The following is a 25,615-nucleotide window of genomic DNA, read 5'->3' as shown; positions in this document are numbered from 1 at the left end:
TCAGTCCGCCACCAAGGGGTTTGTTCCGTCGACCAGTTCACGATGATTGTTCCGACCATCGCCATCGGGATCACCGCGCCGATGCAGCCAGCCCGCGCTGTGTTGATCCGGCGAATAGACATCATCACCTCGAACAAAGATGATGCGCTTGATCGTGGCGGTCACGGGGTTCAGCTCGCACCCACTGCCGCCGAACTCCGCAGTCCAGAACACCTGGATTCCCCCCGATCCCGGCACCTGCTGCGGCTCGTTGTCATCACCATTGAAGAAGATCTCCGTCACGAAGTCACGCGCCTTGGCATAGCAGTTCCAAGGGTCGGAGTTCGAACATCGAATCGGAACTTCAAAGTCGGTCGTGAGCTCGATCTTGCCGATCTTCGCGCCCCATGGAGGCAGTGGGCTGTCGCCCGGGCAGTCGAAAGCGCTGCGCCCGCCGCCGACCGAGCTGAAGCCGTGATCAAGGCCACATGTCGTGGCGAAGATCGACATGCCCTCCGCGCCTCGACAAGCCCTGATCAACGCATGGCCAGTGTGGATCCGGTTGACGGTGAGCCAGAAGTCAGGACCAGTCGGAGGTGCGACGACAGGAACCTCAAACGCTGAACTGATGTTCACCTTGATCCGGAACAGCGACTGATCACCCAGGCAGCAGGTCTCAGGCTTGGGACCCTCCAGCCGGACAAGGACCATGGCAACCTTTTCCAAGGAGACGCCGGGCTTCGGATCGTTCATGATCGGGCTGTCTGGGAAGTAGGCGGTGGCCGTCGCATACTGCATCAGCTCGGCTGGAGGTGAACACGGACATGGCGGCGCGGGTGGCGGCGCAGGCTCAGCCGGGATGTTGACCTCGTAGATCCCAATGATCCCACCGATCGGGTTACGAACAATGACGAGAACGGTGTTCCGCTGTCCCGGCACGAAGCCACCAGCTGGTGGTAGCACCATGAACGGGAGGTAACCGAAGGTGCCGAAGCGGACTTCGGGATTCGGAATGATCACCTCGGCGCCGGGGACAACTTCCGATGCGACCACCTCGATCGACGCCGGACTGTGGGCCAGCGACACGGGCCCTCGCGGGAAGATCGAGAGCACATAGTGATACACCGTCTGGGCCAGATCATCGATTGCGATGGCGGCCAACGACACCTCGAGATCAAGCCACTCCTCGAAAGGTGAGTCCTGATCTTCGATCCCCTCGCCAAACACGGGCACCTCGACGATCGAGCCGTCATCGAGCTTGATGGTGAGAAGCGCGTCTTGGGCGCCGACCATTGAAGGTTCGAATCGCACCACCAGCGGAACGGAGGTGTAGCCGGGAAGTGCGGCCGGCACGGGTGGCAGCACAGTGAAGTCAGGGGATGAGGATGCGATGGCGACTACACCCGCACCGATCGGCGAAGGATTACGGACGGTGACAGCATCAACATTGGTCTCGCCCACCCGGGCTTGGCCGAAGCCAAGCGATGCGGGGCCGACAAAGATCGGACATGGTCCCCAGTTGCCGAGCACGATGGCGAGATCTGCTCCATCGACAATCGTGTTGTTGTTGATGTCGATGCAGGCCTCGTTCGCCTGCCAGAAACCGAGAATCAACGCGACATCGGCTCCGCCGACGAGGCCATCGCCATCGAGGTCACCATCGCAGAGACCTTCGCAGATCAGTGGATCGATGCAATACTGAAACGCTTCCTTGGCACACAGGGCATCCCACTGCACGAGACAGCAGAAGGAGTCGAGCATGCACACGCGGGAGCAACAGAGAAGGTTCTGACAGCCCACGCCCTGGTGAGGTTCGTCGCAAGGGCCGCCACCTCCGCAGAGCGCGGCAAGGTCACAGTCCTGCGGACAGTTCTCCGCCGACTCGTCACCATTGCAAGCCCCATCGCCACAAACTGGCTGGGGACATGGGCCCTGGCACTCAATCTGGAGGCTGTACTGGTTGACGGTGCCACACGGCACTCCACTGAAGCCATCGATGGCGACGAAGATCCACCAGGACCCTGCGGGTATGCAATGAGACACCGTTGCGGAACCGCAAACCGGCGCGATGGCGAAGGGTGAGACGCCTGTGACCAGCGCGCATTCATTGGCATTGACGAACCCAACGATGGCTGATGCCTCCGCCTCGAGAATCAGGGTGACAATCGTGGGCTCGGGAACCGTCAACTCGAACCAATCCGTGTCGCGTGTACCGTCCACCGCCCACACCGTGCCGCAGATGGTCTGCCCGCAGAGGACTGGCTCGAACTGGGGGAGCAGCATGTTGCATCCACCATTCGAGTCACCTCCACACGGTTCGGCTTCGGAAACTCCGCTGCACGGGGGCAGGCAGCCCGGCACAAGACACAACCCATAGGCCAAGTTGACGCAGATCTGGTCCCACATGGTCTGGCAGCAGAATGGATCCACTGAACAGATCACCGTGCAGCACCCGAAGTCATCGCATCCCGGCGGTCCGACTTCGAAACAGGAGTGCCCCTCGGGGGGACAGACTTCGAGGTCTGGTGCCGCGACGAGTGCACCCGCGACCGCCAGCATTCCGACTCCGACTGAGCCCACACTTCGAAGCGAGAGCGTCGATGAAACCGTCGACATGGCCGAACCCTCCACCGCCTGTCGCGCGCCGAGTCGGGCGACATCCGAGCTTCAGCACGCGATCGACGCGCCTGACGGTACCGACTCGCGCGTCACCCCGCAATCACAATGTGGCGAGACTCGATCGAGGTCCGTGCGAGCGTTCACGAAGCCGCGTGCAGCGGACAACTCCGACCGTTGCTCCGTGTTGATCTCCACTGATCGCCATCGAACCGCGGCGCGACGAGCAATCACCCCTCGGCGCGCACGCGGAGGTTGTCGATGACGCTCATGAAGTTGATGTACGCGTCGTACGGGCTGTCGTAGGGGGAGAAGTACTTGTGCACATCACCATCGGCCCAGTACTTGGTGCACATGTAGTAGAGGTGATCGCTGGTGGTGAGCTTCCGCCAATCCTCGAGGATGTACGGATCACCCGCCGCATGCTTCGCCTTCACCGGCGCTTCGAGCTTGTAGAGCTCCGCCACCGCGTTGTCCTGAAGCGGATTGCCCAGCCATGCGGAGAGATCTCGCTCCGTGTCGGCCCAGCTGATGAACTTCTCCGAGCTGTACTCACCGATGGGCTTGTAGCAGTCGATCACCTGACTCGGCGTCAAGAAGTCGTTGTGACCCGGGTTCACATCGAAGACCTTCTCCGGCAGGGCGTCGAGAAACTCGAAGATGCCCGTGTCGGCCCACTGGTGCTCTCCGAGCGTCTCGTAGTCCATGAAGAGATTGCAGACGAAGCCGTCGCCGTTGATGAGGTTGACCCACTGCGCGAACTTCTCCGCCGTCAGCGGCCACTCCTTCCATGAGCGCTGCCCGAAGCGGAATGCGATGTCATCACTGAGGCGATGGTTCTTGAGCAGCAACCGCACTGGCGAGTGCCCGGCGGGCGTTGCATCGGGCGGCGGCACATAGACATAGTTCGGGCTGCGGAAGCCGAGGAGCCGCTCCACGCCTTCGCAGATGACGGCGCGGTGCTGCCCCATCCACGCGATGTGGCCAGCAAGCTCATTGTTGAAGATGAGCTCCGTGTTCCTGAAGACGCGCGGCGTCTGGCCGAAGAGCTGGCGGATCGTCTCGTCGTGCATCCGAACCTGCTCGCTGAACTCGTCGCGAGAGAAGAGAAAGCTCAGGCTGTGATGACTCGTCTCGCCCAGAAACTCGCACGCCCCCGTGTCGCCAAGCCTCTGGAAGATCTCGATGACATCCGGCGCCCACGCGCGAAGCTGGTCGAGCGCGGTGGTCGTGATCGAGTAACTGACGCGAAAGCGCCCTTCATGGCGCCGCACCAGATCGAGAATCTTCTGCGTGGCCGGGCGATAGCACTTGTCCGCCACCTTGCGAAGGATCCGCTCGTTCGCTTCGTTGTCGAAGTAGAAGGGATCGCTGTCGAAGACGGAGTAACGCCGCAATCGATAGGGCTGGTGGACCTGGAAGTAGAAGCACACCGAGGCCATGGAGCGAAGATGCTACCCTCCTCGGTCATCCACGGAGCCGCTGGCGAGCCCCTTGCCGGAATCACCACCATGAGCGACTGTCGGATTCCATCCCCTGCTTCGGCCACGGCCACGATGACGGCCGATCGAGTCGATCGCGGCGCGCTCGCCCGGCGGATCGCCGACGCATCGCTCCTTCGCGGAACCTTCACACTGCGGAGCGGCCGAACCAGCAGCTTTTACCTCGACAAGTACCTCTTCTCCACGCAGCCGGAGATCCTGCGCAACCTTGCGCTCCTCTTTGCCGCGCGCCTTCCCGCGGGCACGGTGAGGATCGCGGGTGCCGAACTTGGTGGCATTCCGCTCGTCAGCGCGACGAGCCTTGCGTGTGACCTGCCATGTGTTTTCGTACGGAACGCGAAGAAGGACTATGGCACGGCGAAGCAACTTGAGGGGGCCATCCGCGCCGGCGATCGCATGGTGCTGCTCGAGGATGTCGCTACCACCGGTGGCCAGGCGCTCGAGGCGGTTGAGGTGCTTCGCGGCGCGGGCGCGATCGTCACGCATGTGATCGCGACGATCGATCGCCTCGAGGGCGCTCGCGAGAATGTCGAACGGGCCGGGCTCACCTTCGACGCCCTCTTCACGGTCCGTGATCTCGGCATTTCGGCCGAGTGAGGCGTCGCGCGGGGTTCCGACGCCGCCGAGCGGAGAGCGACATGCATCACGCGGTGATCGTGACGACCTACAACCGACCCGATGCGCTCGGTGCGGTGCTTGCCGGTCTGCTCGTGCAGCGCGGGGCCCCTTCCTTCGAGGTACATGTCGCCGATGACGGCAGTGGCGAGGCGACGCGCCGCCTGGTCGACTCATTCGCGCCACGGTTCGAGGGGCGACTCCATCATGTCTGGCATCCCGACGAGGGCTTCCGCGCTGGCGCGATCCGCAATCGCGCCGCAGCAGGCAGCTCCGCCGATCGGCTCATCTTCCTTGACGGTGACTGCATTCCGAGACCGCACTTCGTGGCAGGTCACGCCGCTGCCGCGACGCAGGGCACGCTCGCGCGCGGAAGCCGAGCACTGCTGACACAGGCCTTTTCGGAGCGCGTGTTGCGCGACTCCCTGCCGGTTCACACCTGGGGTGGATTGGCCTGGCTGCGCGCCAGACTGCGTGGCGATGTGAATCGATGGCGTGGCCTTGCGCACACCCCGTGGTCGATGGCTGCCGGGCCTTCATCAAGCGAGTGGCGCAGCGTGCGAAGCTGCAATCTCGCCATCTGGCGGAGTGACTTCGAGCGGGTGAACGGCTTTGACGAGCGCTTCGTCGGCTGGGGCTACGAAGATAGCGACCTCGCCATTCGCCTCATCAACGCCGGCGTGCGGGTGCGACGGGCCGGGGGCGCCACCACCGTGCTTCATCTCTGGCACCACGAACATGACCGGCGCTTCGAGGGAGAGAACCTGGAGCGACTTGAAGCCACACGGAAACGGGGTACGACGCGCGCGGAGATCGGCCTGAGCGAGGCGGCCGTACGGGGGGTTCATGCCTGAGAGCAACGAACCCGCATCTCCCGCCCCAGGAGATCCGCAGCAGGGCGCGTCCGCGGACCCGAGCGCGAGCCGAGCGCCTCTGCCGCACGGCTTCGGTGCTTCCCCTTCACCGGCGCATCCCATGCCCGCGCCGCCGGCGCAGGTGACGGCTCCCGACGACCCCGGCGTCTGGGCCACTCCGGTCGATCGGTCAATTCGCAAGAAGCTCCGGCTGGCGGGTGCCATCACCGGCGGACTGCTGGTGCTCGCCGCTTTCGCGGTGGTCCTGACGCGCGGCAACGAGTTCGGCCGAGCGCTCTCGGCGCTCGCGTCGCCTTCACCCGCGGCGCTCGGGGCGCTCCTCGCCGCCGTGGTGGGCACGACGATGCTCACGACCATCGCCATGCTGGTCCTCATCCGGCGCTTCGGTCGCGTTGAGTTCGGCGAGATGTTCCGGCTCGTCTGCGCGAGCACGCTGGGCAACTTCCTTCCGCTTCAGCCCGGGCTTGCCGGACGCGTGGCGTATCACCACCTCGTCAATCGCATCAAGGTGCAGCAGAGCGTGCTCTCGATTGCCGAGGCGACGATGGTGAGCCTCACGGCAGTGGTGATGCTCGCGGGCTCCCTCTGGCTGGTCCATCGGCAGATGCGCTTCACAGGGTCCGAGGCGCACGCGTGGTGGCTGCCGCTCCTCGCCGGGCTCCTCGCGCTCCCGCTCCTGCCATGGCCGAGCCTTCGTCCCTTTGCGTTCGCCCTGCTCGCCCGGTGGCTCGACTTGCTGCTCTGGGCGCTCCGCGCGTGGGCGTGCTTTGCCCTCGTCGGCCAGGAGATCTCACCCTCGACCGCGCTCGCATTCGCCTGCGTGGCCATGCTCGCGAACCTGGTGCCATTCATCGGCAACGGTCTTGGAATCCGCGAGTGGGCGGTGGGCCTGCTCGCCACGCCGCTCGCCGGTGTGTCCGTTGAGGCGGGCCTCGCCGCGGAGCTCGTCGGTCGCGCTGCGGAGCTGATCTTCTTTGTGCCCGCCGGGCTCGTTGCGTCGCGGGGCATCATCCGACGCTTGCGCTCAGCGCTCGCCGAGCGCATGCAGGCACAGTCAGCCGCCGCGAGGATCGCTCGGGAATCTCACGGCGCCGGCTGATCGCCGAGCCCGAAGTCGCGCTGTCGATCTTCAAGGCGCCGCTCGATCGTCTTCTGCACCGCTTCGGCCAGACGACCAAGACGCTCATCGGGATGCCGTCGACCAACATCGAGCAGCGCGTCGCGCGGTCCGCGGACATGCCGAAGCAAGAGGGAAGTCAGGACCGCCGGGTCACTCGACGAGGCCGCAATGTCGAAGAAGGTCTGGCTCGCTTCACCATGAGGCAGGAGCATGATCACCCACGATTGGGCCACGGGAGGCAGCCGCTTCCACGCTTCGGCAAGCTCCGTCCATTGATCGGCGAGCTCCTGCATGCGAGGCCGGTTCATGACATCTTCGCGAAGCAGCAACGCGTGACTTAGCAGCACCAGCCGTCGAGGGTCAAGCAGCGATTCGGGCTGCCGCACGGCGGCCCATGTCTCGTCAAGCCACGCGGCATCGAGCCGCACACCATCGATTCGGACTGTAGGGCTCTCGATGTCGCGGCCCATGAAACCGACTCTGACTCGCGGATCGGCCGGAATGGGGTTCACGACGCAGCGAGCGACGACGGTCGCTCCCGTTTGCGGACGAGTCGCCAGCACGACCCCCAACGCGGTGAGCGAGGCGTTGTAAGTGAAGGTCATGCTCTCGCGCGGGGCAAGCTCGAGCCGGCGATCGATGGGAATGAGCGCGGGTGGCAGCGGCTTCGACTCGAGTCCGATGGTGCTCACGGTCACCGAGCATGCGGCGCGCGACTGAATCGGACCGACCGGATCGATGGCCAGCGTCAACTGGCTGCGGTTCGTGATGGTCACCCGGAATCGCACGGTTTCAAACGCCTCGTATCGGATCTTCTCGGGCTCGATCGTGATCCCGATCGCGCCCGACGCCGACTCAATGAACCGATCGAAGCCCTGCGGCAACTGCGCCACCGCCGCATCGAGCCCGGCGGCTGCCGGCCCCGGGCCCGGTCGCGCCTGAATCAGCGAGAAGAGACGGTCTGCGGCGAAGAGGCCCAACGCAGTGCCTCGCTCGGCATTGGCGACGGCGAGGATCTCTCGCGCGCCATCGCGTTCATCGCCGTGGGCGACCTTGGCGAGTCCGAGCCCGAGCCGCGCCATGTTGTCGTTCGGTGCCAGTGGCGCGAGCGCTTCGATGGCGCCCTCGAAATCGCCCGAGCGAAAGCGTTGCCATCCGACAAAGCGGTTGAGTGCGTCATCCTCCATCGGCACCGCGGTGTTGGCCGTCAGGACCAACTGCGGCACGAGCGCGGTGTCGCCGCCAAGAAGCAGTGTGGTCCAGGCGTTGTCGATCGAGAGTTCGGCCAGCTGACGCACGCCTCCATCGGGGAGTCTCGCGAAGCGTTCCGCGCGAGCGGAGTAGTTGATGGCCATGCGCGCCATCGCCCGCTCCATGTCAGGCGAGTCGGTGGCCTGCGCCAAGGTCGCCCACAGCGCCGCCATCAGCGTGGAGAGTGGTGCCCGCTGGAGGTCCAACTCCCGTTCGGGCATGCCTCGCTCGAAGCGAAACATGACTCGTCGATACTCATCATCGAGCCGATCAATCCTGTTCCGCACCAGCGTCATGGCCGCAGTCGGGTCGCCCGCGCCCCAGAGCGCCAGCGCCAGGTCGCAGGTGATGTCATTGGTCGCCTCCATCGAGACTCCCTCGGCGATGATGAGCGCGAGGCGCAGGATGCGGACCGCCGATCGATAGGCGCCCTCGGCCATGAGAATGGCCGCGAGGTCGACATAGGTGGCGCGATTCGTCGGATTGGCGACGATCGCCGCGACGAGCAGCTCAGCCGCCGCAGCGGGGTCATTCACGCGACCCGCGAAGAAACCTGCGGCAAGCTCCGTCGCCGCGGGGAAGGCGGGGTCGAGCGACACCGCCTCGGCAAGCGAACGGGCAAAGGCGTCGGTGTCGCCGATGCGGCTCTCAAGCAACGCCTGCTCAAACGCGATGCGCGAGGCGAGCCCGGGCCCAAGAATCTGTCGAGATTCCGGCGTCAGCAGCTTGCGGAATGCGGCGAGGCGCTCGTCCGCCGTCTCAAAAGTCTGCACCGCTTGGACAATGCGAAGAAGCTGCGCCACCTGGTCCCTTGGATCAAGACGAGCAATCTGAGTGACGGCCCGACGCTCAAGGTCTGCGGCACGGGGCACACCCGGCTCCGCGATTCGCGCGGCAATCAGCAGGACGCGCCAGACTTCAACATCCTCCGGTTGAAGTTCCGCAGCAGCGAGGGCAAGATCGATGGCGGGTTCGAAGCTCTCCGGTCCGACATCGGCCGCACCGAGCGTCAGGATCAACTCACGGAGCCACGCTTCGGCAAGCAGAGGCTTGAAGGCTGTCGTCATCGCCTCAAGGGCCTCTGGAGTGGCGCGCGGGGCGTCAATCGCAGGAATCTCGGGGCCCGGGTCAGTGATCTCACCGCTCGCCGTGCCCGCGTCGAGCGCGGCCGGAGCCTGTGGTGCGGTGGACCCGTCGATCGAGCCAGCGTCGCCTGCCGGTGCGCGTCCCTGCTGATTGTCATCCAGCCCCCGATTGGCGGCGCCGGGAGCAGCCGACGGCGGTAGCTCCTGACCACCCTGGAAGGTCAATGCCGCCGCGAGGCCTGCAACGAGCAACGCGTTCATCGATCGGAGTCTAGGAAAGTGCATCAGACCCCGCGCGGGCGCGAGCGGCTCGGGATGGGCCTCGCGACACCGACGATCGTCGGCCATGAACCCGGCGGCTCAATGGGTCCGGGGCCCATTCACGGTGAGGTCCGCGGTCACGGGGTCCGGGGGCGATGCGTTGACAGAAGGGGGTCCCCCCGATACGGTTCCCGCTCTTCTCATGCGGCTTTTCCTGCCGATTCGTGCGTCCCTGCTGACCTTCGCGGCAGTGCTCCTCCCCGCCGCCATGGCGACGGCGCAGTGCCCGATTCCTCGTGACATCGTCACGGCCTCGCGCGCACTGACCGACGCTGAACGATCGGCCATCGACCGATGCGTTGAAGCGCAGGTGGCTCTCCTCAAGAGTTCCAACCCCGCCGATGTGAGCCGTGGGCGACAGGACCTCGTTCAGCCTCCGCGAACGCCTGGTGTCACCGACATCTTCCGCCGTGCCTACGCCGACGCGGTTCGAGCCAAGCTGCGGGACTTCTTCAAGAGCGACGACGAGTTCCGAGCCGTCAACGCGCTCTCCGTGCTTCCGTTCCTGCTGACGGCCGAGTCGCTCGAAGAGCTCGCCGACAACGCGAGCCCGCTCAACCAACCCCGAGAAGCGGTCCGCATCGCGGCGGCTCGTTTCCTCGCCCACGCCTGCCGCACCCTCGGCGCACCGACCCCCCCCTACTCGCTCAACCCAGCGCAGGCCGATGCACTGGCCAGAAAGACCCGTGAAGCGGCCGACCGCGAGACCTCATGGGTCGCCTTGGCCGAACTGGCTTCGGCGCTGACCTTCCAGGCGGGGTGGCGCCTGCCGCCGCAGAACCTCGAGACGGTGCGCGGGGAGCTCATCCGTGTGCTCCAGCGACAGATCGAATTGGCCAAGACCACGCCAGAGGTCATGCGTGCCGTGCAGCGGACGCTGGTGGGAATCCGCCGTCAGGTGATCGATATGCCAGCCGCCGCGAGGCCGGATTACGGCCGCCAACTCTCGCCGGTGCTGCGGTCCATTAAGACGATGTCGACGCAAGCACCCCCGGATGCGAGCGAGTCCTTGAAGCGGGCCTTCACTTCGAGCGGCTCCATTGTCGACCAGATTTCGGGCCTCTTCTGAGTGACGCTGGGGGCGGTCGCGGCGATTCACTTGCGGCGACGCGGGGGCATGGGGTGACTCCCTAAGCTTCATCGCGATGCGCCTGCTCCTCCCGGTGATCCTTCTTGTGGCTGCGCTCATCGGCGTGGTGGCGCTCGATCGACCGAAGCCGCGGGCCGAGTTCGTCTTCGTCAACAGCGTCGACGCATTCACGCTCGATCCGCAGCGGATGACCTTCCAGCACGACATCCGCTTTGCCAGGGCGCTCTATGAAATGCTGGTGGCGATCGACCCTCAGGGGAAGCTCGTGCCCGCCGCCGCCGAGCGCTGGGAAGTCTCTGATGACGCGTTGACTTGGACCTTCCACCTGCACCCCGAGGGGCGCTGGAGCAACGGCGACCCCGTTCGCGCGGGCGACTTCCTCTACGCATGGAGGCGCCTGCTTCTGCCGGACACGGCCGCGGACTACACGGGTTTCCTCTTCGTGATTGACGGAGCCGAGGCGTTCTTCAACTGGCGCTCGGAGCAACTGGCCGAGTGGAATCGGCGCCGCAATGCGGGCGAGCAGGTGGAGAGCGCGGACGCGCTCTGGCAGCGCGCGCTGGATCACTTCGCGGAGACGGTGGGCATCTTCGCCCCCGATGATCGCACCCTGGTCGTGCGCCTGGCCCGCCCCACGCACTACTGGCTCGACCTGTGTGCATTTCCATCTCTCGGGCCGGTGCATCCGCCGACGGTCGAGCGCTTCACTCGCATTGATCCGGAGCGGGGCGCGCTGGTGCAGGAGCCCGGCTGGACCAAGGCGGGCCAGTTGGTGAGCAATGGGCCGTACATCCTGGTCGAGTGGCGCTACAAGCGGAACCTGCGCTTGGAGCGGAATCCCCACTTCCGCGACCCATCGCAGGCGATTTCCGAGAGCATCGATGCGATTCCAATCGAGAGTGCGACCACGGCGGTGCTGGCGTTCAAGAGCGGCGCGGCGGATTGGCTGCCGGAGCTGCTCGTTGAGTATCGCGCGGAGATGGTGGCTGCCGGGCGGCGCGATGTCCATGTGGTGCCATCGTTCGGCACCGACTTCTTCAGCTTCAATTGCCGACCGTCGCTCGCGAGCGGACGCACGAATCCCTTCGCCGATGCTCGTGTGCGCCGCGCGTTCGCCCTGACCGTGGATCGCCAGGTGCTGGTCGATCAGGTGACTCGGTTGAACGAGCCTGTCTCGAATGTGCTCGTTCCGCGCGGGTCGATTGACGGATACCACTCACCCGAGGGCCTCGGCTTCGATCCCGAGCGGGCGCGACGCGAACTCGCCGAAGCCGGATGGATTGATCGCAACGGCGATGGCTTCGTGCAGGATGCCGAGGGGCGACGCTTCCCCACGGTGGACCTGCTCTACACCTCGACGAGTCCGCGCTATCGCGATCTCTCGCTGGCGCTGCGAGACATGTGGCGGCGCCATCTCGGGGTGCAGGTTGAACCGCGCGGATTGGAGTCGCGGCTCTACAAGGATGCGCTGCGGCAAGGCAACTTCATGATCGCCCGCGGCGGCTGGTACGGCGACTACTGGGATCCCCTGACCTGGCTCGATCTCAATCGCACGGGCGACGGCAACAATGTGCGCGGCTTTTCGAACGATCGCTTCGATGCGCTGCTCGCCGAGGCGGCCGAGGAGCGCGATCCCGCGCGACGCCTCGGCATCCTCTCCGAAGCGGAGCGGATCCTCGTCGAGGAGGAACTCCCCAAGGTGCCCATCTGCACCATGGTGACCATCTACCTCTACGACCCCGAGCGCGTGAGCGGCATCACGCACCACTCGGGGCTCAAGCAGTACCTCGGGCGGATCCGTGTCGACCGCTCGGGCGCGGAGGGGCGCGGTGAGTTGCAGGCCGCCGGCGCTCGAGAGTAACCCCGCCCCTCACCCCGGCCAGCGCAGCGCGAGATACACGCCGTACATCGCAAGAAGTGCAATGCCCTCCACGCGCTGGAGTCGGCGCCCCGTGACGAGCAGCGGCAGCAGCACGACGGTCACGATGACCATGGCCGCGAGATCCAGCGACGAGATGCCCGGTGCGCTGAGCGGTGCGAGCATCGACGCCGCGCCAACAATGCCAAGCGAGTTGAAGACATTGGAGCCGATGACATTGCCGACCGCGATGTCGGGCTGCCGCCGAATGGCGGCAACGAGCGAGGTCGCGAGCTCAGGCATGCTGGTGCCCGCCGCCACGATGGTCAGCCCGATCACCGCTTCACTGACCCCCAACCGAGTGGCGAGGTCCACCGAGTGACTCACCAGAAGCCGCGACCCCATGACCAGCACCACAAGGCCGCCTGCGATGAACAGGAGATCGATCGCCCAATGGCGCGACGGGCGCGGAATCAATGGCTCACCGGGATCGGCCGCCGTCGCCGCCCCCTCACGCCTCGCGAGAACAATGTTCATCCATGTGTACCCAAGGATTCCCCCGAGCAGGAGCGCACCCTCGATGCGTCCAACGGCTCGATCGAGGAGGAGCATCACCAGCAGCACCGTCACGCCCAGGGCGATCGGCGCGTCAATCCTGATGACCTGGAGATGCACGGGAACGGGAAACACCAGCGCGGTCACACCCAGAATGACGGCGATGTTGAAGATGTTCGAACCCACAACATTGCCGACAGCGATGTCGCCTTGATTGGAAAGCGCCGCCTTGGCACTGACCACCAGCTCGGGCGAGCTCGTCCCGAATGCAACGACCGTCAACCCCACGACGAGCGGACTGAGCCCCGCCCGCCGCGCGAGCGCGGCACTGCCGCGAACAAGCCCCTCGGCGCCGATGAAGAGCATGAGCAAAGCCAGCAGGATGAACAACAGATTCGTGAGCATGGTGGAGCCGTTGTCGGATTCTCCCATGCCGACACCGCCCGGACATGTGGGAAACGGGCCACCTCCGCCGGGACCGGCGAACCGACTCTGCTGACCACCGGCGCGACCAGCGTGGTTGCGGCCGCCGCTCCCCCGTGGTTCCGCCCGCGCACGCCCCGGCGGCGTTCATGATCGTGGCCGCTTCTGCAGGGCGAACGCCGCGATCGCGCGGGGCGGGTTCGCGGCAGCGCGAAATCAGTTCTACGCTCCCCCCGTGCTGTCGCTGATCGCCCGACGCCTGGTGCAGCTTCCGTTGATCGTCCTTGCGATCTACACGGCCACCTTCGTGCTGGTGTGGCTCATCCCCGGCTCACCCATGGACCAGCCCGAAGGGCGCCAACCACCGCAGGCCGTCATCGAGGCGATGGAGGCGCAGTACAGCCTGAACAATCCCGTCACCTTCTACTTCTCCTACCTCGGACGAGCGTCGGGCGTCTCATGGGTGCTTGGCCGAAGCGCCACGCTCTTCGACCTCGGCCCCAGCCTTCGCAATCCCGATTGGACCGTGAACGAGATCCTCGCCGACGGGCTCCCCGTGTCGATCACACTCGGGCTCTGTGCCATTCTGCTCGCGCTCTTCATCGGACTCGGCGCCGGCGTGATTGCCGGATTGCGCCCCGGCTCGGCGTGGGACTGGAGTGCCCAAGTCGTCTCGCTTCTCGGCATCAGCCTGCCGAGCTTCGTCACCGGGTCGATCCTCCTGATCTTCTTCGGCGCCCTGCTCGGGTGGTTCCCCGTCGGTGGCTGGGGAACTCCGGCGGCCATCGTTCTGCCGGCCATCACACTCTCGCTGCCATTTGCCGCGTACATCGCGCGACTGGTTCGCTTCGGCATGATCGAGCAGATGGCGACTGATCACATCCGAACCGCGCGCGCCAAAGGACTCCCGCGCTGGAAGACCGCACTCAAGCACGCCCTCAAGAATGCCTTTCTGCCGGTGCTGAGTTACCTGGGACCCGCGACCGCCGCCGCCCTGACCGGGAGCTTTGTGGTGGAGAAGGTGTTCGCGGTTCCGGGCATCGGCCGACACTTCGTCGACGGCGTGCTGTCGAAGGACATCACGCTGGTGATGGGCGTGGTGCTCGTCTACAGCACCATGCTGATCATCCTGAACCTGGCCGTCGATGTCCTCTACGCGTGGGTAGACCCTCGAATCCAGTTGAAGTAGCCTCAGCGCGGTGATGACTCGCTGGCGAGTGTTCCGCAAGCCCTTGGCGCGCGCCCGGCGCACGGTCGCCTGCGCGGCATGCTGCGCCGCGCTCCGCACCGCATGGGCGCCACTCATGGCGATGACCGTTGGCGTCTTTGCCCTTCCGGCGTGCAACTCCATGAATGGCCCGGACATCATCGAGCTGCGCTCCGAGGAGTACGACGCCGTCTTCCGCGCGTGCCTCGATCAGGCTCGTGAGGTCGGCATGCCCGCGGTTCTCTCCGATCGCTCGATCGGTGTCATCGAGACGGCGCCACGGCACATCGGCTCCCTTGTCGAGCCGTGGCGACTGGACTCATCGGGCTTCGAACAGACCGTCAATGCGACGCTTCAGTACGAGCGCCGCCGCGTGCGATTTGAGTTTGTGCCCACTGGCTTCGAACTGCCGGCGCCAACCGGGCAGGGCGAACTTGCCGGCCCCGCGCTTCCGGGCAGCACTCCGGCTGAGCGGCGCTTCGACCTCGAGCGCTATTCGGGCGCCATTGAACTTCGAGCATGGGTCTACATCGAGCGCGGCTTCACCACGGGTCTCAAGCCCGACACTTGGTCGCTCTCGCTCACTTCAACATGGACCGATCCGGTCAATGCCCAGCGCACCGACCCTCGAGTCGACGACTCCACGCGCCTGCCCACGCAATGGACTCCGATCGCGCGGGATGTCGCGATGGAGCGCACCCTGCTCGCCAGAGTCGAAGCGCAGGTCATGGCCGAGCGCGCGAAGTCCGCCGGCAGTTCGACACCTCCCGGTTGATTGCGTTCTTATCGGTCTGCTCGTGATCTCAGAGAGGAGCCAGCCGTTGAGCGCCTCCGATGTGCACGGCATTCCAATGAACTCAACGCAGGCGACCGGCTGTTTCGCTCCAGTTTCCTCCGCGATGTCCGCGGTTCGGGGTTGATCCGCGTCTGACGATTCGCACGATGGTGTGGGTCGATCAGACGATCGGCGCGGCCCGGAGTTCGCAGGTTCTCATCACCTTGTGCAAGACCGCGGCGCAAGGTGACGACTACCCTTGGCGTCGAGTGTGACGACTGCACTCGACGCCGTGATCCCCGCTCAAAGCGACCCTTGAAGGTGAGTTCCAGAGATCCATGACACGCACTCGTTTCGCACTCCGAACGCGCACGCTTCTGACTGCTGGCGCGTTCCTTCTGATGGCTGTAGTGGTCTCTCCCTTCGCGCTTGGCACCCCCGGTGGTCGCGGCGATCGCGGTGGAACCGCCGGTGGGCAGGTGCAACTCCCGACGACGCCGGATGACTTCTTCCTTCCGGGGACTCAACCCAATCCGAATGCGAGCGAGTTCGCGCGCGTGCAGGGCGCCATCAGTTGCTCCTTCTGCCACAGTGATTACTCGATCGAGTTCGCGCCGCTCGACACATGGGTGGCCTCGGTGATGGGCCAGTCCGCGCGCGACCCCGTGTGGCACGCCGCGCTGGCCATTGCCAACCAGGATGCCGCAGGCGCCGGGACCTTCTGCATCCGTTGCCATGCACCGGGTGCGTGGCTCGGAGGTCGCGGCGCCGATGGCACCACCAATGACTTCATTCCCGACGACTTCGACGGCGTCAACTGCCACTTCTGCCACCGCGTGGTCAATCCCGTGCTTGGGCCCGACAGCGCCATCGGCTATCCGGAGAACAACGATCCCGAGCCCGATCTCGTGATCATCGAGTCGCTCGCGAAGCAGGGCCTGCTGCCCGTTGGCGTCGGCAACGCGCAGTATGTGGTCGACCCACGCGATGTGCGGCGCGGCCCCTTCGATGATGTTCCGCTCAACTTCCACGGCATCAGCGAACTCGGCGAGCCCGTCGACCTCATCACCTCACCCTTCCACCAGAAGAGCGAGTTCTGCGGGACCTGCCACGATGTGAGCAACCCCGTCTTCGTGCTTCAGCCGAATGGGACCTTTGCCATCAGCCGGATGAACGAGGCGCACCCCTCGCTCGATGGGCACGACATGTTCCCCGAGCAGCGCACCTACAGCGAGTGGCTCAACAGTGATTTCGCCACGAAGGGCGTGGTCTTCCCCGACGGACGCTTCGGCGGCAACAACAAGGGGCCGATCGGCTCCTGCCAGGATTGCCACATGCCCGATCAGGTCGGCGGTGGATGCACCTTCTACGAGTTCCCGCCCTTCTTCACGCGCAAGGACATGCCGCAGCACTCGATGGCCGGCGCCAACCACTGGGTCGTGGCCGCCATCGCCTACCAGCTCGGCGAGGATGCGAAGTTCGCCGGCCTCACCAAGGAGCGCGTCGAGGCAGGCCGCGCGCGGACCATCCAGATGCTGCGCGATGCCTCCGACCTCGAGCTCGATCAAGTGGGCGGACAGCTTCGCGCCCGGGTCATCAACCAGACGGGTCACAAGCTCCCGACGGGTTACCCCGAGGGCCGTCGCATGTGGCTCAATGTGAAGTTCTACGGCCCCGATCGCACGCTCATTGCGGAGCGCGGCGCATATGACTTCGTGGAGGCGGAGCTCATCGATCGCGACACGAAGATCTACGAGACGCTGCACGGTTTCGATGAGAGCGTCGCCAAGGTCGTCGGCCTGCCCGCAGGCAAGAACTTCCACCTCGCCCTCGCCAACACGCGCTTCTTCGATAACCGGATTCCTCCGCGCGGATTCACGAATGAAGCCTACGCCTCGATCGGTGCAGCGCCCGTCGGCTACACCTACGCCGACGGCCAGTTCTGGGATGACACGCTCTTTGCGATTCCTCCCGGCGCTTCGCAGGCGGTCGTCTCCCTGCTCCACGAGGTCTCGACACGCGAGTACATGGAGTTCCTCCGATCGCAGAATGTGACGAACGATGCAGGCGAGGTCGCCTACACGCTCTGGGAGAAGTTCGGCAAGGGCATCCTGATCACCATGGACCACGCCTCGCTCGACCTCGGGCCGGGGTGCATTCCCGCCGATCTCAACTGCGACGGTGTCGTCAACGGCGCCGACATCGCCATCGTGCTCGGCAGTTGGGGCCCCTGCCCCGGCTGCGCGGCCGATCTGAATGGCGATGGCGTCGTGAATGGCGCCGACATCGCCATCCTGCTGGGCAACTGGGGCTGATCGAGTCAGTTCGTTCCCGCGAGCTTGCGAACCGTGAACATGAAGCTCCGCTTCATGGTCATGTGCATGCCGACCACGACGGCCAGGAAGGCGACGACGGCAATGGCTGACCCCACCAGCAGCGCCGTGCGCGCGGCCACCGGGTCTTCCAGGCTGCCGCTCACGGCCCACCCCGGTGACACCACTGCAGCGAGAAGATTCACGGGGCTCAAGGCCACCATGACCGCACCCACAACGGGAATAGACGCACCCGCCGCACCTCCGCAGAGTCCCAGCACTCCGGCCACCGCCAGCGTCACGCCAACCGCCGCCAGCGTGCTCCCGATGGTGCCCTTGCTTCGAATGGACCATTGCAGGCCGACCATGATGCAGAACGCCGTAAAGGCGACGAAGACGGCGCCGAAGGTGATCGCGCCCTCGGGCAGGATCAGCGGCACTTCCACGCGGGTGGTCCCGACAATCTCCGTGACCGACACGCCGCCGGCGACACCGAAACCGTTGCCGAGGACATAGATCGCCGCGAGCGCCAGCGTCAGTGGTGGCACGAGGATCATCGGGAGCAGGAACTCAAAGAGCCCGAGCAGCTTCCCTGAGAGATAGGGCCCCGGCTGAATCGGTGTCGTCAGGATCAGGTCGAGTGTGCCATCCTCGCGCTCACGACTGACGGCGGTGGCGCTGAGATTGATGGCCGTGAAGAGAACCACCAGCGTCTCGGCGCCCAGGAGCGCGCCGAGCGCGACCCGCAACTGCGCCGAGTCGAGCGTGCCGCGCCAGTGCAGGATGAGCAGCACGAAGCCCGAGAGCAGGCCGAGCACGAAGAAGGCCCACCGCCCGGCCATCGCCATGGCGCTGCCGGACCGCAGGTGCCGTTCGCGCCACGCGACGGGATTGGTCCCGACCTTGCGCGCCGCTCGCTCGGAGCGCGAAGTCGCCTTGCCGAAGAGGCGCCGCCAGAGCGGAAGCGCCACCGCGCGGCTTCCGATCCGTCGCACCGAGAGCGTGCTGGCTGCAATCAGCACCGTCGTCACGATGATGCACAGCCAGCCGTAGGCGGCGACCGGACGACCGAACCAGAACGAAGTGAGCGCCCCCGCGCCAGTTCCCGCGAGCTCATGCGGCTGGTAGCTGTTGCTCATCAGCACCGACTCGAGCACAAGGAATGGATTCAGCGGCGTCGTGACGGTCGTGAAGGTTGCCGTGCTTCCGACCGCCACCGGCTCGCGCAGCAGCAGATCGACCGCCCATGTGGCGAAGAGATAGACCAGCACCGCCGCGTAGAAGATGAAGACGCTCCGCTTGCCGGCACCGCCGACCACGCTCAGTGCGACAGCCACCGCGCCCATCACCATTGCGCTCGCCGCCGCCACCCAGGTGCTGGCGACGATCGCCTCACCCGGAACACCACCGAAGGCTTGCGTGGTGATGAAGAGCGGCAGCGCCGCAAGCAGCAGACCGAAGACAAAGAAGAGCCGCCCGAAGAGACTGCCGAGCACGATCTGGAGGGCGTTGAGCGGCGTCGTGAGGAGGATCTCCCAGGTGCGCGGGCTCGACTCCTGCGCGATGGCGCCCGCCATGAAAATCGGCGTGAGAATGCAGATGAGCCCGACCTGCGCAAAGGCGGCCAGTGTGCTCGCCCCCGCGCCGCGCTGGGCGAGCTCCTTCATGGAGCCCTCCTGCCCCAGGAGCGCAAAGAAGAGAAGGACCATCAGGAGCCCGAGATAGGCCCCTCGGATGAGGAGGTGGCGAGTGCGTCGTGAGCCGCCCTGCACCAGCCGGAGGCAGATCGGGTTTGTCGGCAGGAGCCGGGAGAGCCAGACGAGAATGGCGGGCATGCGAGGTGCGGTGGCCCCGGGTTCGGTGGCTGATCGGGTGATGGCGGCCGATGGGGCCGTCCGAACGATGGACGGCCTCTGACGCTCCGAGAATGTCGACACAATCTACGCGACAGGCACCTTCGTCCGTTGACATCGGGCCCTTCGCGCGACGATACTCCAATCTGTACACGCCCGGTCGCCCAACCTGCGACCGGTCGATCCTTCGGACCGTCCGGCATGAGGAACCGCCGGCGGACCGTTCATTCGCAGCGGGGGCTGCGACAATCCGTGTGAAGTGCTCGGATTGGCTAGATTCAATTCGCTGAATCGGACCCTTGACTGACGCCACCCGGAGCTCATGGCAGAACGCCCAAGTCCATTCATGACAAGAACTTGAGTCTCTCACAAGGAGCCTGACGCGGCCGTGTGCCGCGAATCGGTCTTCTTGCGGGAACGCTGAACGGCTCGCTGATCCCTCATTGACGGCAGTCTCGATCACGGTGATCGAGACGCGGTCCGGCATCTCCCTTGGAGACGCCGATGCCGTTCTCAATGACTCTTGCCCAATCAGGATTGACGGTGCTGCTGATCGCGCTCGGCGCCGCTCTGGTCGGTGCGGTGATTGGCGGGGTGTGCATCACGCTCTTCAGCTCCCGGGGCCTGCGGCAGGCGCGAACCGAGGCGGAGCGCATCACCGAGAGCGCTCGCTCGACCGCCGAGACCAAGGCTCGTCAGATTGAACTCGACGCCGAGAAGCAGGCGCTCGAGCGCCGGAAGGCCTTCGATCGCGAGGTCTCCGACGCCCTTGCGGAACTCAAGAAGAGCCAGGATCGAGCAGCCCGGCGCGAGGAGATCCTCGACCGCAAGCTGGAGCAGATCGGTCAGCGCGAGGAGAAGCTCGACCAGCAGGAAGCTCGCATCCAGAGCGCGGAAGAGGCCGTGAAGGCCCTTCACGCAGAGGCAGACTCCCTTCGAATTCAGCTTCGCGACCGCCTTTCCGAAGTGGCGCGCTTGACCGAAGCGGAGGCCCGCGCGATCTATCTCGACGAGGTCAAGTCATCGTCCCTCCAGGAAGCGGCCAAGGTCACCCAGTCGATCATCGAAGAGGCGGAGACGAAGGCGCGCGATCGGGCGCGAGAGATCACGCTCATGGCCATCCAGCGCTATGCCGCTGAGAGCGTGAGCGACTCGACCATTCGCACCGTGAAGATCCCCTCCGACGACATGAAGGGCAGGATCATCGGTCGTGAAGGCCGGAACATCCGGGCCATCGAGAAGGCGACCGGTGCGGACATTCTCATTGATGACACCCCCGGGGTCATCAGCGTGAGCTGTTTCGACAAGGTCCGTCAGACGATCGCTGCCGAGACGCTCCAGAAACTGGTCGCCGACGGTCGAGTGCACCCCTCGCGCGTCGAAGAGCTCGTCGAGCAGACCAAGCGCGATGTCAACGATCGAATCCAGAAGGCGGGCACCGAGGCGGTGACGGAGCTCGGCCTTCGCGGACTTCATCCGAAGGTGGTCGAGGCGATGGGCCGGCTCCAGTTCCGCACCAGCTACGGCCAGAATGTGCTGAAGCATTCGATCGAGGTGGCCTACCTCGCCCAGATGATCGCGGATCAGCTCGGCCTCAACGGGCAGATCGCTCGCCGCGCCGGCTTCCTCCACGACATCGGCAAGGCGATGGACCACGAGGTCGAGGGCGGACACCCCGCGATCGGCATGGACTTCCTCCGCAAGTTCGGCGAGAAGAGCGAGGCGGTCCTGAACGCGGTGGGCGGCCATCATGCCGACATCCCTTCGACCACTCCATACACGCCGATCGTGATGGCGGCCGATGCGGTCAGCGGCGCGCGCCCTGGAGCGCGGCGCGAGAGCATGGAGATGTACATCAAGCGGCTCGAGCAGCTCGAGTCGATTGCCAAGGCGCACTCCGGTGTCACCGAGGCGTTTGCCATCCAGGCCGGTCGGGAAGTGCGCGTCATCGTTGATGCCAAGCGACTCGACGACGCGACGACCTTCGTGATCGCCCGCGACATTGCGAAGCGCGTGGAAGAGGAGATGACCTTCCCCGGCGAGATCAAGGTCACCGTGCTTCGCGAGGTGCGAGCCGAAGCCACGGCGCGGTGAGTCGCAAAGCGGCGCGATCATTTGACGCGCGGTCGTGCGCACAGCGACACCGCGCAAGCCGCTCGATCAGCAACACCTCTGCGCCCCGGCTCCCGCGCCGGTGCTCAGCGCGACTGGGGCGCCTTTGCCGAGCGCTCGTAGATGGCCATTGCCTCAGGCATGTAGCGTTGGAGCGTCTGGGCGCGCGTGTCATCGGCCGGATGCGTGGAGAGGAACTCCGGCGGCTTGCTGCCTCCGAGTTGTCCCATCTTGTCCCAGAAGCCCGGCGCGGCGCGCGGGTCGTATCCCGCCTGCGCCGCGATCATCAGCCCGATGATGTCCGCCTCGGTCTCGTGCTTGCGCGAGTAAGGCAGGCCGACCGTCACATGGAGGACTGCTGCCGTCAGCTCACCGCTCGCCATCCCACCGGTCGGATCGCCGAAGACCGATCCGAGCACCGCCGCCACCTGCGAACCGACATTGATTCCCGTCTGCTGGGTCATGCGCTCCCCACCGTGGCGTGCGATCGCGTGCGCCGCTTCGTGTCCAAGCACGACGGCCAGTTCATCGTCGGTCGAAGCGACCTTCATGATGCCCGTGTACATGGCGCACTTTCCACCGGGGAGCGCCCAGGCGTTCACGGTCGAATCGTCGTCGATCACGGCCCACTCCCACTCGAACTGCGCCGCGGGGTTCGGGTGGCGCTCGATCGCCGCCTGCTGAATGCGCTTCGCCACCCGCATGCCGCGCTCATACTGCGGCCCCGAGGTGAGGATCTTCGCGCCTTGGAGCAACTCCGGATACGCCTGGGCGCCAAGCTGCTTCTCCTCGGTGAGCGAAAAGGCGTTGAGCTGCGATCGACCACTCCCCTCGACCGTGGTGCAGCCGCCAGCGCCCGCCATCGCCACCACCAGAACCACCAGACCAAGTGTGAACCCATGTCGCATCGGAAGTCTCCTCGGCGGCCGAGAGTTGAACGCGGCGACCACCTCCGCAGAGTGTAGGAAGAGCCGACTCGAATGGGTCAATGCAACCGGAGGAAGAACGCTACAGCCACGATTGCGCCAACGAGCAGGCTCATGCCCACATAGAGCCAATCCCGCTGGCTGAAGAAGTCACCGACCAGCAGCAGCAGGCGGATGGCCGGAGTCAGGATGATGAGAGAGAGCCCCGCGATCAGCAGGGCCACGGGTTCGGATCGAAGGACGCCATGCATCACGGCCCAGGGAGATCGGAGGGTCTCAAGGACGCTCCGCGCTTCGTCATAAGTTGTCCCGTCGAGCTTCAGGCGCAGGAGCCCCCACACGAGCGCCGCCATGGCGACCGCCAGCATGCACTGGAGAACGCGCTTCTGAATCTGTTGGGCGCGGGGGTTCATGCTCCGAGGATCCTTCCTCCACCCTTGATGAGCATCTGCACGGCAATGAGCAGTAGCGCCACAAGGAAGATCCTCCGGAGCCAGAGCACCCGAATCACCGTGACCAGTTTCGCACCAAGCATGGCACCCGGCACGATGCCAAGGAGCACCGGCGCAGCGATCATCGGATCGATGAACCCCTGGGAGAGATAGACGCCGACACTGGCGAGCGCCGTCAGACCGATCATGAAGTTGCTGGTTGTGGTCGAGGCGCGAAAGGGCATCTTCATGAGCGAGTCCATCGCGACGACCTTGAGCACGCCCGAGCCGATGCCGAGAAGACCACTGATCACTCCCGCTCCGAGCATCACACTGAAGCCGCCGCCGGGCTTCTGAATGTGGTAATCGACGGCTCCGCTCGCACTCTCGATGCGGCCGTCGAGGCGAAGCAATCCGGCGAGTCGATTCCGCGGAAGTTCGTGGGTCACCGTGTCCTCGCGCTTGCGCGCCGTGACCAGGGCGATCATCACAAGCAGACACCCGAAGAAGAGCTGGAGCCACGCCGGATTCGAGATGGCAGCGAGCAGCGCGCCCGCCACGGCGCCCACGGTCGCCGCGAGCTCGAGGAACATGCCGACGCGGTAATTCGAGAGCGGGTCGCGGCTTCGCCCCGCTGCGGCTCCCGAACTTGTTGCAATCACGGCGAGCAGCGAGGCTCCCATCGCGAGGCGCATATCCACCCCGCACAGAAGAACCAGCATCGGTGTCACCAGGATGCCGCCTCCGAGTCCCACGAGAGCGCCGAAACAGCCGGCCACCATCGAGCCCACGAAGGCGATCATCACGAACGCAAGTGGATGCGATTCAATCAACATGCGCATCGCACCTTCGGCCTGACACGGGTGTCAGGGGACAGAGGCTGTTGAATCCTGAGGCTCGAAGGCTGGGTCACCGGCGCCACTGTTCCGCTCCGTTGGTCGCGACGCGTGCGCTCACCAGTACCATGCACAACCGTTGCCGCGACGACGGTGCGGAGCGGGCGGACCAAGGCTGGCCGCCACGCCCGTGAGGAGCGTGATCGGTGCAGCAGGCTGGCGCCAAGCCCAACCTTCGACTCACCGCTGCTGCCGCGAGGCAGGCGCTGCGCACGCATCGAGATCGCCAGAAGTACCTCCTCGAGGTCGCCTTCGCGCTGTTGGGGCTCGTGGTGGCTGCCGCCATCGGAATCATGTTCACCTTCGGGGCCGGATCGAAGTTCAACATGGGTTGGATCTTCGCCTTCCTGATCATGCCTGTCACAGCGGGCAGCGTACTTCTGCTCGCGTCGAGGGCTTTGGGCCGGCAGCGGAATCGCTTGGCGCTGCGCCTGGTGCGTCATGGCGGTCGCCTCTGTCTTGAGTGCCAATCGCCACTTCCGAAGGCGACCGCGTCTGGGGTTCGAATGCGAAAGCCGTGCTGCGATGAGAGCCTCGATCAACTCGAGGGAGGAATCCTCATCGAGACATGGCTCGCGGGGCTGGCAGGCGTCGATCGCAGCTTCGCCGTGAACCCGAGCACGCCATTCATGTCGAAGCCAACGCTGCTCGGACTGCCCCGGCGCATCGCGCTTCAGATGCTCGGTGGACTGGCGATCGTCGTCATGTTTCCACTCCTTCTTGGCACATTGGCGGTGGTCTCGAGTTCCGCCCCGTTCTCCTTTGAGTCACTCCTGATCGAGGTCATCGCGTCGCTCAGGATCTCGGTCATCTTCGTGTTGGTCCTCGTCGGGAGCAATCTCATCAGTGTCGGGCTCGGGCGACGAATTGACCGAGGCCAGTTCTGCGCGTCGTGCGGGTATCGGTGGAAGCCTCGATCGGCGCCTCGGTGCCCTGAGTGCGGTGCCAGTTGGAACCGGCCTGGGCAGCGCACCCTCGGGCGACCGGAGCGGAATCCATGGCTCACTCTCGTGGGATTTGTGGTGCTCTCACTCAGCGTGTGGGCGATGTTCTGGACATCACTATCGAGCGGCCCACGCCTGGTTCCCACCGGGCTGTTACTCAGGCAAGCGGAGTTCGGCGCGGTCTATTGTCCGCGCGTGGACGCGCTGGCGGAGCGGACGCTGACGCCGGAAGAGCGCCGGGAGTTCTCCCTTCGGAGCATTGAAGCCTTCGAGGCGCTCTTGAGCGAACGAACTCGAGGCACGGATCCCCACAAGTTCAACCTCCGAGGGATCACTTGGCTCGAGGCGGAACTGGCTGGAGCCCACGGCCCCACCGACCCCGCCCTGCTCGCGCGGGCTCGCTCCCTCATTGCGCCGCTCGCCGCGACGATCAAGGACCAGGAGCTGATCCTTGAAGGAGACGGACTCCACACGCCTCTCTCCATTCGCCCGGGCGCCACGCTGCTCCTGGCCGTTGAGCGCCCGGAGTTCATGCCGCTCGCACCCGGCGCCGGGTTCAAACCCTCACGGCTCTGGGGCGATCCGATCGATGGCGCGGGAGTCCCCGTGAACCTCGCCCGTTCCGGAACGGCGCTCAGCTACTCGGTCGATCGGAACTGGGATTGGCGACGCATTACTGTGCGGCTCGATCGTCCATCGGCGCCGGGGCGCTACCTGGTCACCGTCCGTCACTGGGTCATCGTCGAACCTGGACATGAGACGCGCGTGAACCTGAACGATCAAGGCGCGATCGCCCCGCGCGTCGGGGGCTGGGCGGAGCGCTACGAACACCGCCTTCTCCTCGAAGTCCCGGCGGATCGCTGAGGTCG

Annotated in this window: 18 protein-coding genes; 10 read left to right on the top strand and 8 right to left on the bottom strand. The window is 65.4% G+C overall.

Translation table 11 applies throughout. The annotated features are described in order from the left end of the window. Together KF724_01415 and KF724_01410 are read right to left on the bottom strand one after the other, a co-directional pair. A complete protein-coding gene (locus tag KF724_01415; GenBank protein MBX3354338.1) occupies positions 1-2,595 on the bottom strand; it encodes a hypothetical protein in 2,595 nt (864 codons plus the stop codon). Positions 2,596-2,825: 230 nt separating this feature from the next. Beyond that, positions 2,826-4,037, bottom strand: coding sequence for a glycoside hydrolase family 57 protein (locus tag KF724_01410; GenBank protein ID MBX3354337.1), 1,212 nt, complete (start codon positions 4,035-4,037; stop codon positions 2,826-2,828). Between the two features lie 114 nt (positions 4,038-4,151). On the opposite strand from KF724_01410, the gene pyrE reads away from it, so the two are divergent. The 3 genes from pyrE to KF724_01395 all read left to right on the top strand — a co-directional run bounded on the left by pyrE (position 4,152) and on the right by KF724_01395 (position 6,686). Beyond that, entirely contained in the window at positions 4,152-4,694 is a 543-nt protein-coding gene (gene pyrE, locus KF724_01405) for an orotate phosphoribosyltransferase (protein ID MBX3354336.1), read from the top strand. A 41-nt stretch (positions 4,695-4,735) separates the two neighbouring features. Next, positions 4,736-5,566, top strand: coding sequence for a glycosyltransferase family 2 protein (locus KF724_01400; protein MBX3354335.1), 831 nt, complete (start codon positions 4,736-4,738; stop codon positions 5,564-5,566). Positions 5,567-5,687: 121 nt separating this feature from the next. Next, positions 5,688-6,686 carry a hypothetical protein gene (locus KF724_01395; protein MBX3354334.1) on the top strand — a complete coding sequence of 333 codons (999 nt, stop codon included), beginning with the start codon at positions 5,688-5,690 and terminating at the stop codon, positions 6,684-6,686. On the opposite strand, the gene KF724_01390 is transcribed toward KF724_01395, so the two are convergent. Then, the gene (locus KF724_01390) at positions 6,671-9,304 is read right to left on the bottom strand and encodes a hypothetical protein (GenBank protein MBX3354333.1); all 2,634 of its coding nucleotides are present in this window, start codon (positions 9,302-9,304) and stop codon (positions 6,671-6,673) included. The two genes, KF724_01395 and KF724_01390, sit on opposite strands and share 16 nt — an antisense overlap. A gap of 202 nt (positions 9,305-9,506) precedes the next feature. On the opposite strand from KF724_01390, the gene KF724_01385 reads away from it, so the two are divergent. Further along, on the top strand, positions 9,507-10,433 hold the full coding sequence (locus tag KF724_01385) for a hypothetical protein (GenBank protein MBX3354332.1): 927 nt from the start codon (positions 9,507-9,509) through the stop codon (positions 10,431-10,433). A 76-nt stretch (positions 10,434-10,509) separates the two neighbouring features. Beyond that, entirely contained in the window at positions 10,510-12,315 is a 1,806-nt protein-coding gene (locus KF724_01380; GenBank protein MBX3354331.1) for a peptide ABC transporter substrate-binding protein, read from the top strand. 9 nt (positions 12,316-12,324) lie between these two features. Here KF724_01380 and KF724_01375 read toward each other — a convergent pair whose 3' ends face one another. Further along, entirely contained in the window at positions 12,325-13,299 is a 975-nt protein-coding gene (locus tag KF724_01375; protein MBX3354330.1) for a calcium/sodium antiporter, read from the bottom strand. A gap of 226 nt (positions 13,300-13,525) precedes the next feature. Between KF724_01375 and KF724_01370 the strand changes: the two genes are divergently transcribed. From KF724_01370 to KF724_01360, 3 genes are all read left to right on the top strand, one after another. After that, positions 13,526-14,479, top strand: coding sequence for an ABC transporter permease (locus KF724_01370; protein MBX3354329.1), 954 nt, complete (start codon positions 13,526-13,528; stop codon positions 14,477-14,479). A gap of 13 nt (positions 14,480-14,492) precedes the next feature. Then, the gene (locus tag KF724_01365; GenBank protein MBX3354328.1) at positions 14,493-15,272 is read left to right on the top strand and encodes a hypothetical protein; all 780 of its coding nucleotides are present in this window, start codon (positions 14,493-14,495) and stop codon (positions 15,270-15,272) included. 338 nt (positions 15,273-15,610) lie between these two features. Further along, positions 15,611-17,587, top strand: coding sequence for a hypothetical protein (locus KF724_01360; protein MBX3354327.1), 1,977 nt, complete (start codon positions 15,611-15,613; stop codon positions 17,585-17,587). 5 nt (positions 17,588-17,592) lie between these two features. On the opposite strand, the gene KF724_01355 is transcribed toward KF724_01360, so the two are convergent. Continuing rightward, positions 17,593-19,419: a hypothetical protein gene (locus KF724_01355; protein ID MBX3354326.1), complete on the bottom strand. Its 1,827-nt coding sequence runs from the start codon at positions 19,417-19,419 to the stop codon at positions 17,593-17,595. A 522-nt stretch (positions 19,420-19,941) separates the two neighbouring features. Between KF724_01355 and rny the strand changes: the two genes are divergently transcribed. After that, entirely contained in the window at positions 19,942-21,531 is a 1,590-nt protein-coding gene (gene rny / locus KF724_01350) for a ribonuclease Y (protein ID MBX3354325.1), read from the top strand. Between the two features lie 104 nt (positions 21,532-21,635). Here rny and KF724_01345 read toward each other — a convergent pair whose 3' ends face one another. The 3 genes from KF724_01345 to KF724_01335 form a co-directional block, all read right to left on the bottom strand. Then, positions 21,636-22,457 (bottom strand): M48 family metallopeptidase, encoded by an 822-nt coding sequence (locus KF724_01345; GenBank protein MBX3354324.1) that lies wholly within the window; start codon positions 22,455-22,457, stop codon positions 21,636-21,638. Between the two features lie 77 nt (positions 22,458-22,534). Continuing rightward, a complete protein-coding gene (locus KF724_01340; protein ID MBX3354323.1) occupies positions 22,535-22,888 on the bottom strand; it encodes a DUF1634 domain-containing protein in 354 nt (117 codons plus the stop codon). Continuing rightward, positions 22,885-23,742: a sulfite exporter TauE/SafE family protein gene (locus KF724_01335; GenBank protein MBX3354322.1), complete on the bottom strand. Its 858-nt coding sequence runs from the start codon at positions 23,740-23,742 to the stop codon at positions 22,885-22,887. Before KF724_01335 ends, KF724_01340 begins: the two co-directional genes overlap by 4 nt. Positions 23,743-23,948: 206 nt before the next feature. Here KF724_01335 and KF724_01330 point away from each other — a divergent pair, with 206 nt between their 5' ends. Next, positions 23,949-25,610: a hypothetical protein gene (locus KF724_01330; protein ID MBX3354321.1), complete on the top strand. Its 1,662-nt coding sequence runs from the start codon at positions 23,949-23,951 to the stop codon at positions 25,608-25,610. Positions 25,611-25,615: the final 5 nt, after the last annotated feature.

It is taken from the genome of Phycisphaeraceae bacterium, assembly GCA_019636735.1.
In the GTDB taxonomy this organism is placed as follows: domain Bacteria; phylum Planctomycetota; class Phycisphaerae; order Phycisphaerales; family SM1A02; genus VGXK01.
This window is presented reverse-complemented; position numbering and strand designations above follow the sequence as displayed.

Coding starts and splice junctions, on each gene's coding strand:
- KF724_01340 (MBX3354323.1), bottom strand. CDS start 22,888: ATGAACCCCCGCGCCCAACAGATTCAGAAGCGCGTTCTCCAGTGCATG.
- KF724_01355 (MBX3354326.1), bottom strand. CDS start 19,419: ATGCCCGCCATTCTCGTCTGGCTCTCCCGGCTCCTGCCGACAAACCCG.
- KF724_01415 (MBX3354338.1), bottom strand. CDS start 2,595: ATGTCGACGGTTTCATCGACGCTCTCGCTTCGAAGTGTGGGCTCAGTC.
- pyrE (MBX3354336.1), top strand. CDS start 4,152: ATGACGGCCGATCGAGTCGATCGCGGCGCGCTCGCCCGGCGGATCGCC.
- KF724_01335 (MBX3354322.1), bottom strand. CDS start 23,742: ATGTTGATTGAATCGCATCCACTTGCGTTCGTGATGATCGCCTTCGTG.
- KF724_01385 (MBX3354332.1), top strand. CDS start 9,507: ATGCGGCTTTTCCTGCCGATTCGTGCGTCCCTGCTGACCTTCGCGGCA.
- rny (MBX3354325.1), top strand. CDS start 19,942: ATGCCGTTCTCAATGACTCTTGCCCAATCAGGATTGACGGTGCTGCTG.
- KF724_01360 (MBX3354327.1), top strand. CDS start 15,611: ATGACACGCACTCGTTTCGCACTCCGAACGCGCACGCTTCTGACTGCT.
- KF724_01390 (MBX3354333.1), bottom strand. CDS start 9,304: ATGAACGCGTTGCTCGTTGCAGGCCTCGCGGCGGCATTGACCTTCCAG.
- KF724_01345 (MBX3354324.1), bottom strand. CDS start 22,457: ATGCGACATGGGTTCACACTTGGTCTGGTGGTTCTGGTGGTGGCGATG.
- KF724_01395 (MBX3354334.1), top strand. CDS start 5,688: ATGCCCGCGCCGCCGGCGCAGGTGACGGCTCCCGACGACCCCGGCGTC.
- KF724_01365 (MBX3354328.1), top strand. CDS start 14,493: ATGACTCGCTGGCGAGTGTTCCGCAAGCCCTTGGCGCGCGCCCGGCGC.
- KF724_01380 (MBX3354331.1), top strand. CDS start 10,510: ATGCGCCTGCTCCTCCCGGTGATCCTTCTTGTGGCTGCGCTCATCGGC.
- KF724_01400 (MBX3354335.1), top strand. CDS start 4,736: ATGCATCACGCGGTGATCGTGACGACCTACAACCGACCCGATGCGCTC.
- KF724_01410 (MBX3354337.1), bottom strand. CDS start 4,037: ATGGCCTCGGTGTGCTTCTACTTCCAGGTCCACCAGCCCTATCGATTG.
- KF724_01375 (MBX3354330.1), bottom strand. CDS start 13,299: ATGGGAGAATCCGACAACGGCTCCACCATGCTCACGAATCTGTTGTTC.